The 14911-nt window shown below is 72.8% G+C and carries 15 protein-coding genes and 1 riboswitch; of the genes, 9 read left to right on the top strand and 6 right to left on the bottom strand.

Going from position 1 to position 14911, the window contains the following annotated elements; all coding sequences use genetic code 11:
* The first annotated feature begins 209 nt into the window (after positions 1–209).
* The 3 genes from ACFYYT_RS18400 to ACFYYT_RS18390 all read left to right on the top strand — a co-directional run bounded on the left by ACFYYT_RS18400 (position 210) and on the right by ACFYYT_RS18390 (position 2796).
* Positions 210–614 (top strand): DUF3040 domain-containing protein, encoded by a 405-nt coding sequence (locus ACFYYT_RS18400; RefSeq protein WP_266577690.1) that lies wholly within the window; start codon positions 210–212, stop codon positions 612–614.
* Between the two features lie 102 nt (positions 615–716).
* Complete coding sequence (locus ACFYYT_RS18395) at positions 717–1343, top strand: DUF4126 domain-containing protein (RefSeq protein ID WP_351820804.1); 627 nt, start codon at positions 717–719, stop codon at positions 1341–1343.
* Between the two features lie 31 nt (positions 1344–1374).
* Positions 1375–2796 carry an NAD(P)/FAD-dependent oxidoreductase gene (locus ACFYYT_RS18390; RefSeq protein WP_351820806.1) on the top strand — a complete coding sequence of 474 codons (1422 nt, stop codon included), beginning with the start codon at positions 1375–1377 and terminating at the stop codon, positions 2794–2796.
* A gap of 24 nt (positions 2797–2820) precedes the next feature.
* On the opposite strand, the gene ACFYYT_RS18385 is transcribed toward ACFYYT_RS18390, so the two are convergent.
* The 5 genes from ACFYYT_RS18385 to ACFYYT_RS18365 form a co-directional block, all read right to left on the bottom strand.
* Positions 2821–3750, bottom strand: a complete 930-nt coding sequence (locus ACFYYT_RS18385) for a hypothetical protein (RefSeq protein ID WP_351820809.1) — start codon at positions 3748–3750, stop codon at positions 2821–2823.
* A 50-nt stretch (positions 3751–3800) separates the two neighbouring features.
* A complete protein-coding gene (gene metF / locus ACFYYT_RS18380) occupies positions 3801–4715 on the bottom strand; it encodes a methylenetetrahydrofolate reductase [NAD(P)H] (RefSeq protein ID WP_351820812.1) in 915 nt (304 codons plus the stop codon).
* Positions 4716–4783: 68 nt separating this feature from the next.
* Positions 4784–5422: a thiamine phosphate synthase gene (gene thiE, locus ACFYYT_RS18375; RefSeq protein ID WP_351820815.1), complete on the bottom strand. Its 639-nt coding sequence runs from the start codon at positions 5420–5422 to the stop codon at positions 4784–4786.
* Between the two features lie 65 nt (positions 5423–5487).
* On the bottom strand, positions 5488–5853 hold the full coding sequence (locus tag ACFYYT_RS18370) for an Rv2175c family DNA-binding protein (protein ID WP_351820817.1): 366 nt from the start codon (positions 5851–5853) through the stop codon (positions 5488–5490).
* A 162-nt stretch (positions 5854–6015) separates the two neighbouring features.
* Positions 6016–7248 carry an FAD-dependent oxidoreductase gene (locus tag ACFYYT_RS18365; protein WP_351820820.1) on the bottom strand — a complete coding sequence of 411 codons (1233 nt, stop codon included), beginning with the start codon at positions 7246–7248 and terminating at the stop codon, positions 6016–6018.
* A gap of 148 nt (positions 7249–7396) precedes the next feature.
* A riboswitch (TPP riboswitch) is annotated at positions 7397–7509 on the top strand.
* Here ACFYYT_RS18365 and thiO point away from each other — a divergent pair.
* The 3 genes from thiO (at position 7507) to ACFYYT_RS18350 (ending at position 9691) form a co-directional block, all read left to right on the top strand.
* Positions 7507–8694: a glycine oxidase ThiO gene (gene thiO / locus ACFYYT_RS18360; protein WP_351820823.1), complete on the top strand. Its 1188-nt coding sequence runs from the start codon at positions 7507–7509 to the stop codon at positions 8692–8694. (Overlaps the previous riboswitch by 3 nt.)
* Positions 8691–8891, top strand: coding sequence for a sulfur carrier protein ThiS (gene thiS / locus ACFYYT_RS18355; protein ID WP_351820826.1), 201 nt, complete (start codon positions 8691–8693; stop codon positions 8889–8891). Before thiO ends, thiS begins: the two co-directional genes overlap by 4 nt.
* A gap of 5 nt (positions 8892–8896) precedes the next feature.
* Positions 8897–9691 carry a thiazole synthase gene (locus ACFYYT_RS18350; protein ID WP_351820829.1) on the top strand — a complete coding sequence of 265 codons (795 nt, stop codon included), beginning with the start codon at positions 8897–8899 and terminating at the stop codon, positions 9689–9691.
* 474 nt (positions 9692–10165) lie between these two features.
* Here ACFYYT_RS18350 and ACFYYT_RS18345 read toward each other — a convergent pair whose 3' ends face one another.
* Entirely contained in the window at positions 10166–10423 is a 258-nt protein-coding gene (locus ACFYYT_RS18345) for a hypothetical protein (protein WP_351820832.1), read from the bottom strand.
* Positions 10424–10703: 280 nt separating this feature from the next.
* Here ACFYYT_RS18345 and ACFYYT_RS18340 point away from each other — a divergent pair, with 280 nt between their 5' ends.
* The 3 genes from ACFYYT_RS18340 to pknB all read left to right on the top strand — a co-directional run bounded on the left by ACFYYT_RS18340 (position 10704) and on the right by pknB (position 14909).
* Entirely contained in the window at positions 10704–11822 is a 1119-nt protein-coding gene (locus tag ACFYYT_RS18340) for a helix-turn-helix transcriptional regulator (RefSeq protein ID WP_351820835.1), read from the top strand.
* Positions 11823–11835: 13 nt separating this feature from the next.
* Positions 11836–12414: an HD domain-containing protein gene (locus ACFYYT_RS18335; protein WP_351820838.1), complete on the top strand. Its 579-nt coding sequence runs from the start codon at positions 11836–11838 to the stop codon at positions 12412–12414.
* A 578-nt stretch (positions 12415–12992) separates the two neighbouring features.
* Positions 12993–14909 (top strand): Stk1 family PASTA domain-containing Ser/Thr kinase, encoded by a 1917-nt coding sequence (gene pknB, locus ACFYYT_RS18330; protein WP_351820841.1) that lies wholly within the window; start codon positions 12993–12995, stop codon positions 14907–14909.
* The last annotated feature ends 2 nt before the right edge of the window (positions 14910–14911 follow it).

The raw sequence follows: 14911 nt of genomic DNA, 5'->3' as shown, positions 1-14911 counted from the left end.
GGTCGGCATGCCGGAGAGCTCATTGGGGAATAAGCGCCTCAGTGACCGCGCTGGCGACGGTACGTTTCACGTATTGCTCCATGGTTTCTTGACTCAGTGGTTTGCAGAATGTGGCGTAGAGGGCGGGTATCACGGGGGCGATTCCCCGCCTATCCTGAAGGGGACCCCTGGTCGCTACCCCCCGCGACCGACGGATGAGGAGGACTCCCGTGCCGCTCTCGGAGCACGAGCAGCGAATGCTCGAGCAGATGGAGCGAGCGCTGTACGCCGAAGACCCCAAGTTCGCGACAGCGCTTGAGGGCAGTGGACTGCGCACGTACACCCGGCGACGGGTCTACCAGGCAGTCGCAGGCATTGTGGTGGGTATCGCGCTCCTCATGACCGGTGTGATCTGGCAGGAAGTGCTCTGGATCAGCGTGGTGGGATTCCTCGTCATGCTGGCCTGTACGGTCCTCGTCGTCACCGGTTGGCGCAAGGCACCCAAGCCTGGCGAGCAGCCCGTCTCCGGAAGTGCAGGCGGTTCGGCCCGTGGCGGCCAGAACCGGCAGCGTCGGTCGATGATGACCCGTATCGAGGAACGGTGGCAGCGCCGCCGTGACGAACAGGGGCAGTAGCCCCCGTATCCGTTCCACCGCTGAGGGGGCGGCCGCAGGCGTGCGGCCGCCCCCTCAGCGTTCGTCCCCGGCAGCCGGGCCCTCCTGCGGCATGATGTGCGGGTGAGTGTCCTCCCCCTGGTCTTCACCAGCGGCTGGGCCAGCGGGATCAACGCGTACGCCGTGGTCCTCCTGCTCGGCATCTTCGGCGCCACCGGCCTGACCGACGAGGTCCCGGCCTCGCTCCAGCGCCCCGACGTCCTGATCGTGGCGGGCGTGCTCTTCCTCTGCGAGGCGGGGGCCGACAAGATCCCGTACGTGGACTCCCTCTGGGACTCCGTCCACACCGTGATCCGGCCCGTCGCGGGCGGCGTCGTGGGCGCCCTGCTCGCCGGACAGAGCGGCTCCCTGTCCGACCTGGCCGCCGGGGCCATCGGCGGTTCCACCGCGCTGGCCAGCCATTTCGTCAAGGCCGGCACCCGGATGGCCATCAACACCTCGCCCGAGCCCTTCAGCAACATCGCGGTCAGCACGGCCGAGGACCTCGGCGTGGCCGGCATCATCACCTTCGCCATGTTCAACCCGCAGGCCGCGGCGATCATCGCGGCCGTCCTGCTGGCCATCGGCCTGGCCATGGTGGTCTACCTGTGGAGCCGGATCCGCCGCTTCCGCCGCCGCCGGGCGCAGCGGCGCGAGGAGAAACGGCTCGCCGGCGACGTCCGCACCGGTACCGGGGCACCACCGGGCTGATGCCCTGACCTCGCTCGATAGGCTCAGCCGCATGGCGAGAATTGCGGTGATCGGCGCCGGCATGGGCGCGATGGCTACGGCGGCCCGGCTGGCGGTGGCGGGACACCAGGTGACGGTGTACGAACGGGGTGCCTCCTACGGCGGATCGGTCGGCCGCTTCACACGCGACGGCTTCACCTTCGACACCGGCCCCGGGCTGCTGCACCTGCCCGCCGTCTACCGCGACCTCTTCGTGAAGACCGGCAAGGCCCCGCTGGAGGACCTGGTCGACATGGTCCAGCTGGACCCGGCCGTCCGGCACGTCCTCCACGACACCTCCGTCACCCTCCCCGGCGCCTCCCGCGGCGGTGTCGCGGCCGCCCTCGACGAGGCCTTCGGCAAGGGGGCGGGCGAGCGCTGGAACGCCGTCCTGGGCCGCGCCCGGGACACCTGGGACGCCACCCGCCGCCCGCTGCTGGAAGAACCCCTGCGCCCCGACTGGCAGGTCCTGGGCCGCGACCCCTATCCGGCCCTGCGCGGCAGCGGACTGCTGCGCCGCCGCACGCCCTCGCTGGCCGAGGTGGCCGCGCGCGAGCTGGGCGGCCACCTCGGGGAGCTGCTGGCCGGACGGGTGCGGGCGTACGGGCTGGACCCCGATGCCACGCCCGCCTCCGCCGCCGCGCTGCCGTACATGGAGCAGACCTTCGGCAGCTGGTACGTCCGGGGCGGCATGCGCGAGCTGGCCACCGCCCTCTACGAGCGCTGCCGGGAGCGGAAGGTCGACTTCGCCTTCGGGACGCCCGTACGCGAGGTCCTGACGCGGGGCGGCCGGGCGGCCGGGGTCCTGCTGGGCGACGGCACCGAGGCCGCGGCCGACTCCGTCGTCTGCGGGATGGACCCGCGGCGGCTCCCGGCCGGGTCGGTGTCCTGGCCGCACGGCGGCGCGCCCGCCCGCGGGGACGGGGTGCCCGGGCGGCTGACCCTGCTGCTGGCCCTGCGTGGGGCCCGTACGGAGGGCGCCGCGCACCGCACGCTCGTACATTCCCCCGGACTGGACGTCACCGTCCTGCGCCCCGACGACCCGGCCACCCGGCCCGACGCGGACCACGAGGCGGTCACCGTGACGGCCGTGTGCGGCCCCGCGGGCGGAGCCCCGGTGCCGGACCCGGAGAAGCTGCTGGACCTCGCCGCGCGGGCCGTTCCCCGGCTGCGGGAGCGGCTGCTGTGGCTGGAGGTGCGCACCCCGGCCGACGTGGAGGCGGCGACGGGCGCGCTCGGCGGTTCGGTGCCCCCGCCGGCCCTCGCCGGGAACGGCGGCCGGCTGCTGTACCCCGCCAACGCGACGGCCCTGCCCGGGCTGTACCTCGCGGGCGGCTGGGCGCACCCCGGCGGCGGGCTGGCGCACGCCGGGATGACCGGGGCCCTGGTGGCCGGGCTCATCGTGGAGGGGGAGGGCTTCCGGGGCTCGCAGTGAGCCGGTGAGCCCCGGAGCGGCGGGTCAGTAGCGGTACTGCTCGTACTCGCCGTTCCCGTTCCCGTTCCCGTTGCCGTTCCCGTTGCCGTCGCCCTGCTGGTACGGGTACCCCTGCGGCGGCTGCTGCCGGTCCTGCTCGGGGTATCCGGCCGGGGCGTCGGCGGCGCGCTGCTGCGGGACCCAGACCCCGCCGGGCGGGGTGTCCGTGGAGTACTGCTGCGCGGGGTCGGCGTAGGACGGGTAGGCGGTGTAGGCCGTGTAGTCGGGGTAGTTGTCGGGGGCGGGCGGGCCGACCGCGCCGCCGGTGCCGATGTACGGGTCCGAGTAGGCGGCGTAGACCTGCTGTTCACCGCCCTGGTAGCCGGTGTAGTCGTAACCGCCCTGGCCCTGCTGGGGGTCGTAGGAGGCCGCGTACTGGTGGGGGTCCTGCTCGGCCGGGGCGAAGGCCGGGGCGAAGCCGTCGGTGGCGTCGGGCTGCCGGGGGGCGAAACTCTGTATCCCGTACGACCCCGTCTCCTCGGGGACCGGCTGCGGGGTGAACACGTCGTCGCCGTCGCCGTCGTGGTGCTCGGCGCGGTCCGTGTCCTGGTCCTGGCCGCGGTGCCCGTACTCCAGTCCGGTGACCTCCAGCGCGGGCTCGGGCCGCGGCGCGGCGCCGCCCTTGCGGCGGCGGCTCTGGGTCCGCCGGACGGGCTCGCCGCCGCGGCGCAGGGCCCAGCCGGCCACGAAGCCCTTGCGGAAGGAGAGCGTCACGAGGGTCTGGCCGACGGCGAAGGCGGTCGCGCCCACGGCGATCACGAGGACCGAGGGCAGCACCACCCCGGCGACGACGCCGGCGAACCCGGCGAAGGCGAGCAGGCGCCAGCGCAGCCGGGCCTTGTACTGCATCAGGACCTCGGCAAGCAGCCACAGCGCGACGATGCCGAACGCGATGTAGAGGACCGTCATTCCCATGCAAGGCCCCTCTCGGTACGGCCGCCGGCGCGGGAACGGGGGGCGGCCGCTCAGGCCCGCTGGTGCAGGCCCAGGTTCTCGTAGATCTCGAGGCTCGCCGTGGAATTGTTCAGCGTGATGAAGTGCAGCCCCGGGACACCCTCGGACAGCAGCCGCGCGCAGAACTCCGTGGCGAACTCGATGCCAATGGAGCGTACAGCGGCCGGATCGTCCTTGACGGCGAGCATGCGCTCTTTCACGTCCGCGGGGAAGACCGCGGTGCTCAGTTGGGGCAGCCGGTCGAGTTGCCGGATGCCCACAACAGGCATGACCTCGGGGATGATCGGGGTCTCGCAGCCCGCCTTCGCGGCGCTGTCGCGCAGCCGCAGATAATTCTCGGGATCGAAGAACATCTGGGTGATCGCGTAGTCGGCGCCCGCGCGGCACTTGTCCACGAAGTGCCGGATGTCCGTGTCCCAGTCCTCCGAACGCGGGTGCATCTCGGGGAAGGCGGCGACGCCCACGCAGAAGTCGCCCGACTCCTTGAGCAGCCGGACCAGATCGGCCGCGTAGTCCACGCCCTCGGGGTGCCTGACCCAGGTGCCCATCGGATCGCCCGGCGGGTCACCGCGCAGCGCGAGCATGTTGCGGATGCCCGCGTCCGCGAACTGGCCGATGACGTGGCGCAGCTCGGCGACGGAGTGGTCGACGGCGGTCAGGTGCGCGACGGGGGTCAGGGTGGTGTCGGCGGCGATCTGCTGGGTGGCGCGTACGGTGCCGCCCCGGGTGGAGCCGCCGGCTCCGTAGGTGACCGAGACGAAGCTCGGGGAGACGGCCTCGATCCGGCGCAGGGCGTTCCAGAGGTTGCGCTCGCCCTTCTCGGTCTTCGGGGCCCAGAACTCGAAGGAGTACGAGCGCCCGGACGCGAGGAGGTCGCGGACCGTGTGTGCACGGTCCGACCAGGTGGAAGCGGTACCAAAGGCCATACCGGCAGGTTAGACGGGCCGTCGCGCACGCCGAAGCGGTGTCCAGTAACTGGACACCTTTTTGGACACTAAACCAGGCGGGCGCGGATCCGCTTGGAGAGTTCGTGGGCGGCGCCGTGCGGGTCGGAGGCCTCGGTCAGGGCCCGGACGACGACCACCCGGGTGGCTCCGGCGTCGAGCACTTCGTCCAGATTGCCGGCGTCGATGCCGCCGATGGCGAACCAGGGGCGGGGCTGGTCCAGGGAGGCGGCGTGGCGGACGAGGTCCAGGCCGGGGGCGTGGCGGCCGGGCTTGGTGGGGGTGGGCCAGCAGGGGCCGGTGCAGAAGTAGTCCACGCCGGGTTCGGCGACGGCGGCGTCGACCTCGGACTCGGCGTGGCAGGACCGGCCGATGAGGACCTCCCGGCCGAGGATGGCGCGGGCGGCGGGGACGGGGATGTCGCCCTGGCCGAGGTGGAGGACGTCGGAGCCGATGGCGTGCGCGACGTCGGCGCGGTCGTTGACCGCGAGGAGCTTGCCGTGGCGGCGGGCGGCCTCGGCGAAGACCCGGAGGTGGTCGAGTTCCTCACCGGCCTCCATGCCCTTGTCGCGGAGCTGGACGATGTCGACCCCGCCGGAGAGGACGGCGTCGAGGAATTCGGGGAGGTCGCCCTGACGCTTGCGGGCGTCCGTGCACAGGTAGAGCCGGGCGTCGGACAGCTGCTGCATGGGTGTACCCCCCGTGGTGGTGGCGTACGGGCCCCGGTGGGCCCGTACGCCGGTGGATCAGCCGGTCAGAGGGCGAGCGCCTGGGCGCGTCGCTTCACCTCCGTGCCGCGATTCTCGCTGAGCGCCTGCACCGGGGTGCCGGGCAGGGTGTCGTCGGCGGTGAACAGCCACTCCAGGATCTCCGCGTCGGTGAAGCGGTCGTCGCGGAGCACGGTCAGCAGGCCGGGCAGGCCCTTGACGATCTTGTCCCCGTCGATGAAGGCGGCGGGGACCTGGAGGGAGCGGTTCTCGCCGCGGCGCACGGCGAGCAGCTGACCTTCCTTGACCAGCTGGCGGACCCGGGTCACTTCGATGTCGAGCATCTCCGCGATGTCGGGGAGGTACAGCCAGGCGGGGACAAGGGCGTCGATCTTTGCGTCAATCTCGGTCACGGGCACAAGCCTGCCATCTCGGACTGACCACCGGTACCCGAGCGGCCCCGTCCGGGGTCTGCCGGGGGGTCGCCGGGGGTCTGCCGGGGGCCGGCCGGGCGCCCCGCCCGGGGCGACGGGCGGGGCGGCAGGCGGGGCGCCCGGCGGGGCGGCGGGGCCGCGTCAGGCCGTCGCGGACTTCAGCGGGACGGCCGGGTCGGCGGCCCTGGCCGGGTCTACGGGGACGCCCGATTCGATGAGCCTGCGGCCCTGCGCCAGGTCGCGGGGGCGGCCCACGGCCAGGACGGCGACGAGCGCGCCCCCGCGCAGCCAGCACACCGACCAGGCGGCGCCGGCCGGGTCGCCGCGCCACAGCAGGGTGTCGGCGCCGCCGTGGTGGCCGGCGTACTGGACGAAGCGGCCGAACTGCTCGGACCAGAAGTAGGGCACGGGGTCGTAGGCCTGGACGGGCTCCCCGGCGAGGATGTTCGCCGCGACCGCCCGGGGGCCCTGGAGGGCGTTGTCCCAGTGGTGGACCAGCAGGCGGGCCCCGTAGCGGGCCGACGGGAAGGAGGCGCAGTCGCCCACCGCGTACACCCCGGGCAGGGAGGTGCGCAGGTGGGCGTCGGCGGTGATGGAGCCGTCGGGGCCGCGCTCGATGCCGGTGCCGTCGAGCCAGGCCGTGGCGGGGCGGGCGCCGATGCCGACGACCACCGCCCCGGCCGCCAGTTCCCGGCCGTCGGCGAGCCGGACCACGCCCCCCTCGATGGCGGCCACCTTGGCGCCGGTGATCAGGGTGGCGCCGGCCTCGGCGTACCACCGGGCCATCGGGGCGGCCACCTCGGCGGGCAGGGCCCCGGCCAGGACCCGGTCCGCCGCCTCGACCACCGTGACGGCGCAGCCCGCCCCGCGGGCGGCGGTGGCGAACTCGGCGCCGATCCAGCCCGCGCCGACGACGACGAGGTCGGGGGCCGCCGCCAGGACGGGGCGCAGCCGGACGGCGTCGTCGAGGGTGCGCAGCAGGTGCACGCCCGGGACGCCGGCGGCGCCGGGCAGGGTCAGCGGCTCGGCGCCGGTGGCCAGCACGAGGACCTCGTACGGGAGGGGGCCGGCCGGGGTGTCCAGTTCGCGCTCGGCGGCCCGTACGCCGGTGACCTCGACGCCCAGGCGCAGGTCGATGCGGAGGTCCTCGAAGTCCACGTCGAAGGCCACGTCGAACGCGGAGTCCTCGGCCTTGCCGAGCAGCACCGCCTTGGACAGCGGGGGCCGGTCGTAGGGCTGGTGGGGTTCGGCGCCCAGGAGGGTCACGGGGCCGGTGAAGCCCTGTTCCCGCAGGGCCACCGCGGTCTGCACCCCGGCCATTCCGGCGCCGACGATCACGACACCGGGCTTCGTCTGCTGCGTCTGCTCGCTCACGCGCCCAGCCTAATGAACTGACGGCCCGTCAGGAACAAGGGGCGGGCGGGATCGGGGCGGCAGGGGCGGCGGCGCGGGTGGGCGGCGCGGGCGCGCGGCGCGGGGAGGCAGCCTTACCCGCCACCCGCGGCGGGGTTAGTCTGGCCACCGTACCTATCGCGGGAGTCCGGGCGCACCGGGCTGAGAGGGAGGCTGGACGGCCTCCGACCGTACGAACCTGATCCGGGTCATGCCGGCGAAGGGAGGGGCTGGACGCCCATGCACTCATCCGGAACATCCGGGGCATCCCGGACGGGAACCGACGTCCTCGTCATCGGGGGCGGCCTCATCGGCCTGGTCACCGCCTGGCGGGCCGCCCGGCGCGGACTGCGCGTCGCCCTGGCCGACCCCGACCCCGGCGGCGGCGCCGCCCGGGTCGCGGCCGGCATGCTCGCCGCCGTCACCGAACTGCACTACGGCGAGGAGACCCTGCTCGGGCTCAACGTGGCCTCCGCCGCCCGCTACCCCGAGTTCGCGGCCGAACTGGCGGAAGCCAGCGGGGGCCTGGACATCGGCTACCGGGCCTGCGGCACCCTCGCCGTCGCCCTCGACGCCGACGACCGCCTCCACCTGCGGGAACTCCACGCCCTCCAGCGCCGCTGCGGGCTGGACTCGCAGTGGCTCACCGGCCGCGAGTGCCGCCGCCTGGAGCCGATGCTGGCCCCGGGCGTGCGCGGCGGGCTGCGCGTCGACGGTGACCACCAGGTGGACCCCCGCCGGCTCGCCGCCGCGCTGCTCGCCGCCTGCGAGCGGGCCGGCGTCGCGGTGCACCGGGCGGCCGCGGCCCGGCTGCTGACCGGGGGCGACCGTGCGCTGGGCGCCGTACTGGAGGACGGTACGGAGCTGCGCGCCGGCCAGAGCGTCCTCGCCGCGGGGTCGCTCAGCGGACGGCTGGCCGGGGTGCCGCCGGAGGTGGCGGTGCCGGTGCGGCCCGTGAAGGGCCAGGTGCTGCGGCTGTCGGTGCCCGCCGCGTACGCGCCGTTCCTGTCCCGGACCGTACGGGCCGTCGTGCGCGGGAGCCACGTCTACCTGGTGCCGCGCGAGAACGGCGAACTGGTCGTCGGCGCCACCAGCGAGGAACTCGGCTGGGACACCACGGTCACCGCCGGCGGGGTCTACGAACTCCTGCGCGACGCCCACGACCTGGTGCCCGGCATCACCGAACTCCCGCTGGTCGAGACCCGGGCCGGACTGCGCCCCGGCTCCCCCGACAACGCGCCCCTGCTGGGCCCGACCGAGCTGCCCGGGCTGCACCTGGCCACCGGGCACTACCGCAACGGGGTGCTGCTGACCCCCCTCACCGGCGACGTGATGGCGGAACTGCTGGCCACCGGCTCCGTGCCGGAGATCGCCCGCCCCTTCACCCCGCGCCGCTTCTCCACCACGCGTCAGGAGTCCTACGCATGACCATCTCCGTGAACGGCGAGCCGCGCGAGGTCGCGGCCGGCACCACGCTCGACGCCGTGGTCGCCACCCTGACCGCCGCCCCCTCCGGCGTGGCCGCCGCGCTCAACGAGACGGTCGTCCCCCGGGGGCGCTGGCCGCACACCCCGGTGGGCGACGGCGACCGGGTCGAGGTCCTCACCGCGGTGCAGGGGGGCTGACGGCGATGGCGGACGACCTCTTCACCCTCGGCGGCCGGACCTTCACCTCCCGCCTGATCATGGGCACGGGCGGGGCCCCGAGCCTGGACGTGCTGGAACGCGCCCTGGTCGCCTCCGGCACCGAGCTCACCACCGTGGCCATGCGCCGCCTGGACCCGACGGTGCAGGGCTCGGTCCTGTCCGTCCTGGACCGGCTCGGCATCGCCGTCCTGCCGAACACGGCGGGCTGCTTCACCGCGGGCGAGGCCGTGCTCACGGCCCGGCTGGCGCGGGAGGCGCTCGGCACCGACTGGATCAAGCTGGAGGTCGTCGCCGACGAGCGGACCCTCCTGCCGGACGGCGTAGAGCTGCTGGACGCCGCGGAGATCCTGGTCGACGAGGGCTTCACGGTGCTCCCGTACACGAACGACGACCCGGTGCTGGCGCGGAAGCTGGAGGACGTGGGCTGCGCGGCGATCATGCCGCTCGGGTCCCCCATCGGGTCCGGGCTCGGGATCCGCAATCCGCACAACTTCGAGCTGATCACGGAGCGGGCCGGGGTGCCGGTGATCCTGGACGCCGGGGCCGGGACGGCGTCGGACGCCGCCCTCGCGATGGAACTCGGCTGCGCGGCGGTGATGCTCGCCTCGGCGGTGACCCGGGCGCAGGTGCCGGTCCTGATGGCGGCGGCCATGCGGGACGCCGTCACGGCGGGCCGCCTGGCCCACCGCGCGGGCCGCATCCCCCCACGCCGCTTCGCGGACCCCTCCTCCCCCACGACGGGCCGAGCCACCCTGGACCCGGAACGCCCGGCCTTCTGACGGGGCGGGGGTACGGGCCTTGCGGCGCGGGTGGACGCACGCGCGCACGCGGCTCGCGGCGCGGGCCCGTCATCTCCCCCTCGACACCCCGGGGCGGGCCGGCGGCTGCCCACCCGCCCCCTTGCCTGCGGGCCGGTGGGGTGGGGAGCGGTGTCCCCTCGGGCGGTCTCAGGGAGGGTTTGGGGGCTTCCGGTCAGTCTCATCGTCATTCCGTGTCGTGCCGGCCTGTCAAGGGCGCTCCTTCGTCGCGTCGCTTCGCGATGGCCTTCGGCCACCCTTGACAGACCGACCCGCCACGAAAAGCCGAAGACTGCCGGGAAACCCCCAAAAGAACGGCACGGTCCAGAGAAATGGGACGGGTCTCTCAGCGATGAGACGAGGGGCCAGTGCCCGGCTACCTGCACCAAATGTTGATCAGAGCGCTGTGGGAAGCCGACGGGCGCATCACGGCGTACGGTTTCATCAGCCGACTCGTCACTCCGGTGAACACCGCCGGTCGAGGACTCTTTCCAGGGCATCGATGTAGTCGGCGGGCACGATGTTGTGGACTGCCGTGGTGAATTCGAGGCCGGTCGCGCCCCGGACGTAGGCGAGACGCATCCATCGCTCGGCCCCACCATCCGAGACGTTCTCGTTGATCACGGCCATCAGCTCGCCCTCAGTTCCGGAGGCAATGTCGCGCACGCGGCGACGAAGGAGCCGGTGCGGGACGTACTCGTAGCACTCAGCCATCCCCGTCCCCCTCCATGGAATCGACGAAGCGCTCCCAGCCGGCGCACGCTCGGGCGATAAGCGCCGGGCTGGGCGCGGAAGCATCCTTCGGCTCCAGCCAGGAGACAGGAGGCTCTCCGCCGGCTGCGTCTTTCTCTGCCGCATTCAAGACGGCCCTCCATGTCGCTACGCTGAGTGGTCTGGTTGTCACTGCGCATACGAGCGTAGGTAGGTCGCCCTGCCGGTCGAAGTGACCGTTGGTACGGGTACTTGGCGAAGAATTCGAGGACAGGGAGGTGCTGTGGTCGGCAAGGGACACTCCACCCTGACCACCGGTCCGGGAAGCCGACGGCCCAGCCGTCTCGGAACGGTTTCCGGGTACGTGTTCCGGGTCATCCGGGAGCAGCTCGGCCACACACAGGACAGCCTCGCGGAGGCCTTTCACCTCTCGACGGACGCCATCGCGGGATGGGAATCCGGCAGACGGCCGCTCACGGCTCTCTCCGTCGGCCAGATGCTCGGGCACCGCCATCGGCTCATGCGCATGGGGACTCCGGCAGCCTTGCTCATCGCCTTGGAAAAGGCGATGGAGGCAGACGTCCTGCTGCTGAGCGCCCTCGAAGGGGATGAGCCGGCCAACGGCAGCCCTCTGGGCTCATGGGTCATGCAACGCGACCTTGTGGAAGTCCTGGCCTGGCCACTCAACGGCGAAGCCCCGGAGTCCATGCGTGCGCTGCCGCCTTCGAGTCGCTCCCGGCGCGGCCCGGTGCCAAGCGGGCCTGAGCTGGCTGTGGCAGAACGCACTCAGTTCTTCCAGTACCTGCGTACGACTGCCGAAGAGGCCCGAGACGCTGATCAGTTCCTGTTGCGCCGACAAGCCCTGTACCTCGTGGGCTACGACCAGGCAGCGGATACCGTCGACTGGCTGGTGCAGCAGCAGAAGGCAGAGCGGCCCGACGACTGGCTCACCCGTTGGCTCAATGCCCGTTCCGTGGCCACCGTTGCGGCCCGTCAAGGTGACCGAGAGCGCATGGAACACTTCATCTCCACCACGCTCGAAGGCGATGACTTGGGCGAAACCGCCAACCTCAACTACTGGGCGTACTGGATCGGAGAGGCAGCGCACCTCCAGCTGTCCGACGATTTCATCGTGGAAACCGATGCCACCTCCTGGCAAGGGCACAAGCTCTTCCAGCACTTGGTGAAAGGGCTCAGAACACAGCACGGCTACTTCGACCTGAACGTCCACACCCTCTGGGCACTCTTGGCTGCCCGTCCCAGCCTTCTGAAGACGGCCACTTCCACCACCCGAGACCTGCGGGCCCGGATGCCCGTGTTGTTGGATGGGACCGAGCCCTCGACGGGAGCGCGTCGCGAGCTCGAAGGCATTCGGTACGCGATCCGCCTCGCTGAGGCGTGAGAAGGAGACAGACGTGGCTGACGACCTGTCCGCGGTGGCCCACTTCCTCTACGAGGCCGGAACGCTGAAGAACGCACGCCGCACGGGCTGGTGGATGGCCGGCGTCAACAACCCCGAGAGCGTTGCCGAGCACTCCTGGCGCACATCTCTGATCGCTTCCGTCATCGCCAAGCTGGAGGGAGCCGACCCGGCTCGCGCAGCCTTCCTCGCCGTGTGGCACGACACCCAGGAAACCCGCAGTGGCGATGTGAACCACCTGGGCAAGAAGTACTCCTCCTCTGCCGACCCCGCCGCTATCACGGCCGACCAGACGGCCGCCATGCCCGACCTCCTTGCCTCGACCATCCAGGACCTCGTCGCGGAGTACGAGGCCAAGGAGACACCCGAATCGATCTGCGCCCGGGACGCCGACAAGCTGGAATGCATGCTCCAAGGCATCGAATACAAGGCGCAGGGCTACGCGAACGCACAACGGTGGATCGACAACAGCCGTGGCCGACTGACCACCGAAACCGCCCAGCGCCTCGCTGACGAACTCCTCGCCCAGGGCACCCTGGACTGGCTCCGCGCAGCCATGGGCGAGCAGCCCTGATTGCCCTGACGGTCTGATCAGCCCCGGACGGCTGTCAGTCGCCGAGATCAGAGAACCGCGTAGCGATCTCATGCGCCCGTCGGCTTCCCACAGCGCTCTGATCAACATTTGGTGCAGGTAGCCGGGCACCGGCCCCTCGTCTCATCGCTGAGAGACCTGTCCCATCCCTCTGGACCGTGCCGTTCTTTTGGGGGTTTCCCGGCAGTCTTCGGCTTTTCGTGGCGGGTCGGTCTGTCAAGGGTGGCCGAAGGCCATCGCGTAGCGACGCGACGAAGGAGCGCCCTTGACAGGCCGGCACGACACGGAATGACGATGAGACTGACGGGAAGCCCCCAAACCTTCCCGGAGACCGTCCAGGGGGATGTCCCTCCCGCCGACCCGGCCCGCAGGTCAGGGGGCGGGTGGGCAGGCAGCCCCCGGGCCCCGCCCCCCAGGGGGAGACGGGCCGCCCGCGCCCCGCGCCCGGAGCGCCTTACGGACACGCGGCGCAGCCCCCGGGCCGGCCGCGCATGTCACGGCTGCGCTGCAAGCTTGGGGACCCCGGACGGCTCAAACTCACCGGCTCGTAGAATCGGCGGGTGGATACGACCCTGGATGACCCCATCGTCGGGCGCGTGCTCGACGGCCGCTACCGCATCGACGCCCGCATCGCGGCCGGCGGCATGGCCACGGTCTACCGGGCCGTCGACACCCGCCTGGACCGCGTCCTCGCCCTCAAGGTGATGCACCCGGCGCTCGCCGCCGACGCCGCCTTCGTGGACCGGTTCATCCGCGAGGCGAAGTCCGTGGCCCGCCTCGCGCACACCAACGTGGTCGCCGTCTTCGACCAGGGCACGGACGGCCCGTACACCTACCTCGCCATGGAGTACGTCTCCGGCTGCACCCTGCGCGACGTGCTGCGCGAGCGCGGCGCGCTCCAGCCGCGGGCCGCCCTGGACATCTTCGAGCCGGTGCTCGCGGCTCTCGGCGCCGCCCACCGCGCCGGTTTCGTCCACCGGGACATGAAGCCCGAGAACGTCCTGATCGGCGACGACGGCCGCGTCAAGGTGGCCGATTTCGGTCTGGTCCGTTCCGTGGACGCCGCGACGAACACCACCGGCTCGGTGCTCGGCACCGTCTCCTACCTCGCGCCCGAGCAGATCGAGAACGGCGTCACCGACACCCGCGTGGACGTGTACGCCTGCGGGGTCGTGCTCTACGAGATGCTCACCGGCGCCAAACCGCACACCGGCGGCTCCCCCGCCCAGGTGCTCTACCAGCACCTGAACGAGGACGTCCCGCCCCCGTCGGCGGCCGTCCCCGGGCTCTCCGGGTCCCTCGACGCCCTCGTCGCGCGGGCCACCGCCCGCACCCCCGAGCGGCGCCCCGCCGACGCCGCCGCGCTGCTCGGGCTGGTCCGCGAGGCCCGCGCGGGGCTCGGTGACGCCGAGCTGGACGCGGTGCCGCCGCAGGCGCGGGCCGGGGACCGGGCGGCCTCCGAGGACCGCACCAGTGTGATCCCGCGCCCGGTGGAGGCTCCGCAGCAGCCGGTGCACCACACCTCGCGCCTGGAACTCCCCCACGCCCACGCCGCGCACGCCGCCCCCGCCCCGGCCCGCGGCCCGCGCGGCCGCCGCGGCCCGCTCCTCGTCATCGCCGGGGTGCTCCTCGCGCTCGGGCTCGGCATGGGCGTCTGGTACATCAACTCCGGCCAGTTCACCAAGGTCCCCAACCTCCTCGGCAAGACGGAGGAACAGGCCAGGTCCCAGCTGTCCGCCGCCGGTCTCGGCGTGAAGGGCGTGGACCGGAAGTTCAGCGACGCCTTCGACCGCGGGACGGTGATGAACACCGATCCCCCCGGCGGCAAGCGGATCCGCGGCAACGGCGCGGTCACCCTCACCGTGTCCCGCGGCCCCGAGGTGATCAGCGTCCCCGACCTGAAGGGCAGGCCGCTGGAGGAGGCCAGGACGGAGCTGACGAAGACGGGCCTGGCGCCCGGCATCGTCACGCAGGCCTTCAGCCAGGACGTGGCCCAGGGCTCGGTGATCGACACCAACCCGGCGGGCGGCCAGAAGCGGGCCCCCGACACCGCGGTCGCGCTGATCGTCAGCAAGGGCCGCCCGGTGGCCGTCCCGGCCGTCGCGGGCAAGCCCCTCGACCAGGCGCGCGCCGCGCTGGAGGCCGTCGGCCTGACGGCGGCCACGGCCCCGGAGCAGGTCAACTCCGCCTCCCCCGCCGGTACGGTCGCGAGCCAGTCGCTCGCCGCGGGCGCCCAGGCGGCGGGCGGCGACACGGTCACGCTGACCGTGTCCAAGGGCCCGCGCCAGGTGCTGGTGCCGGACGTGACCGGCCAGGACGTGGACCCGGCCCGCAAGACGCTGGAGGGTCTGGGCTTCAAGGTGAAGGTGGACCGGCCCTTCCTCTCCTTCAGCAACACCGTGGACGCCCAGTCCGTGCCGGGCGGCCAGGGCGCCCCCGAGGGCGGCACGATCACGCTGCGGACCAAGGGACTGTGAGG

The sequence above is a fragment of the Streptomyces sp. NPDC002032 genome (genome assembly GCF_042890765.1).
GTDB lineage: Bacteria > Actinomycetota > Actinomycetes > Streptomycetales > Streptomycetaceae > Streptomyces.
This window is presented reverse-complemented; position numbering and strand designations above follow the sequence as displayed.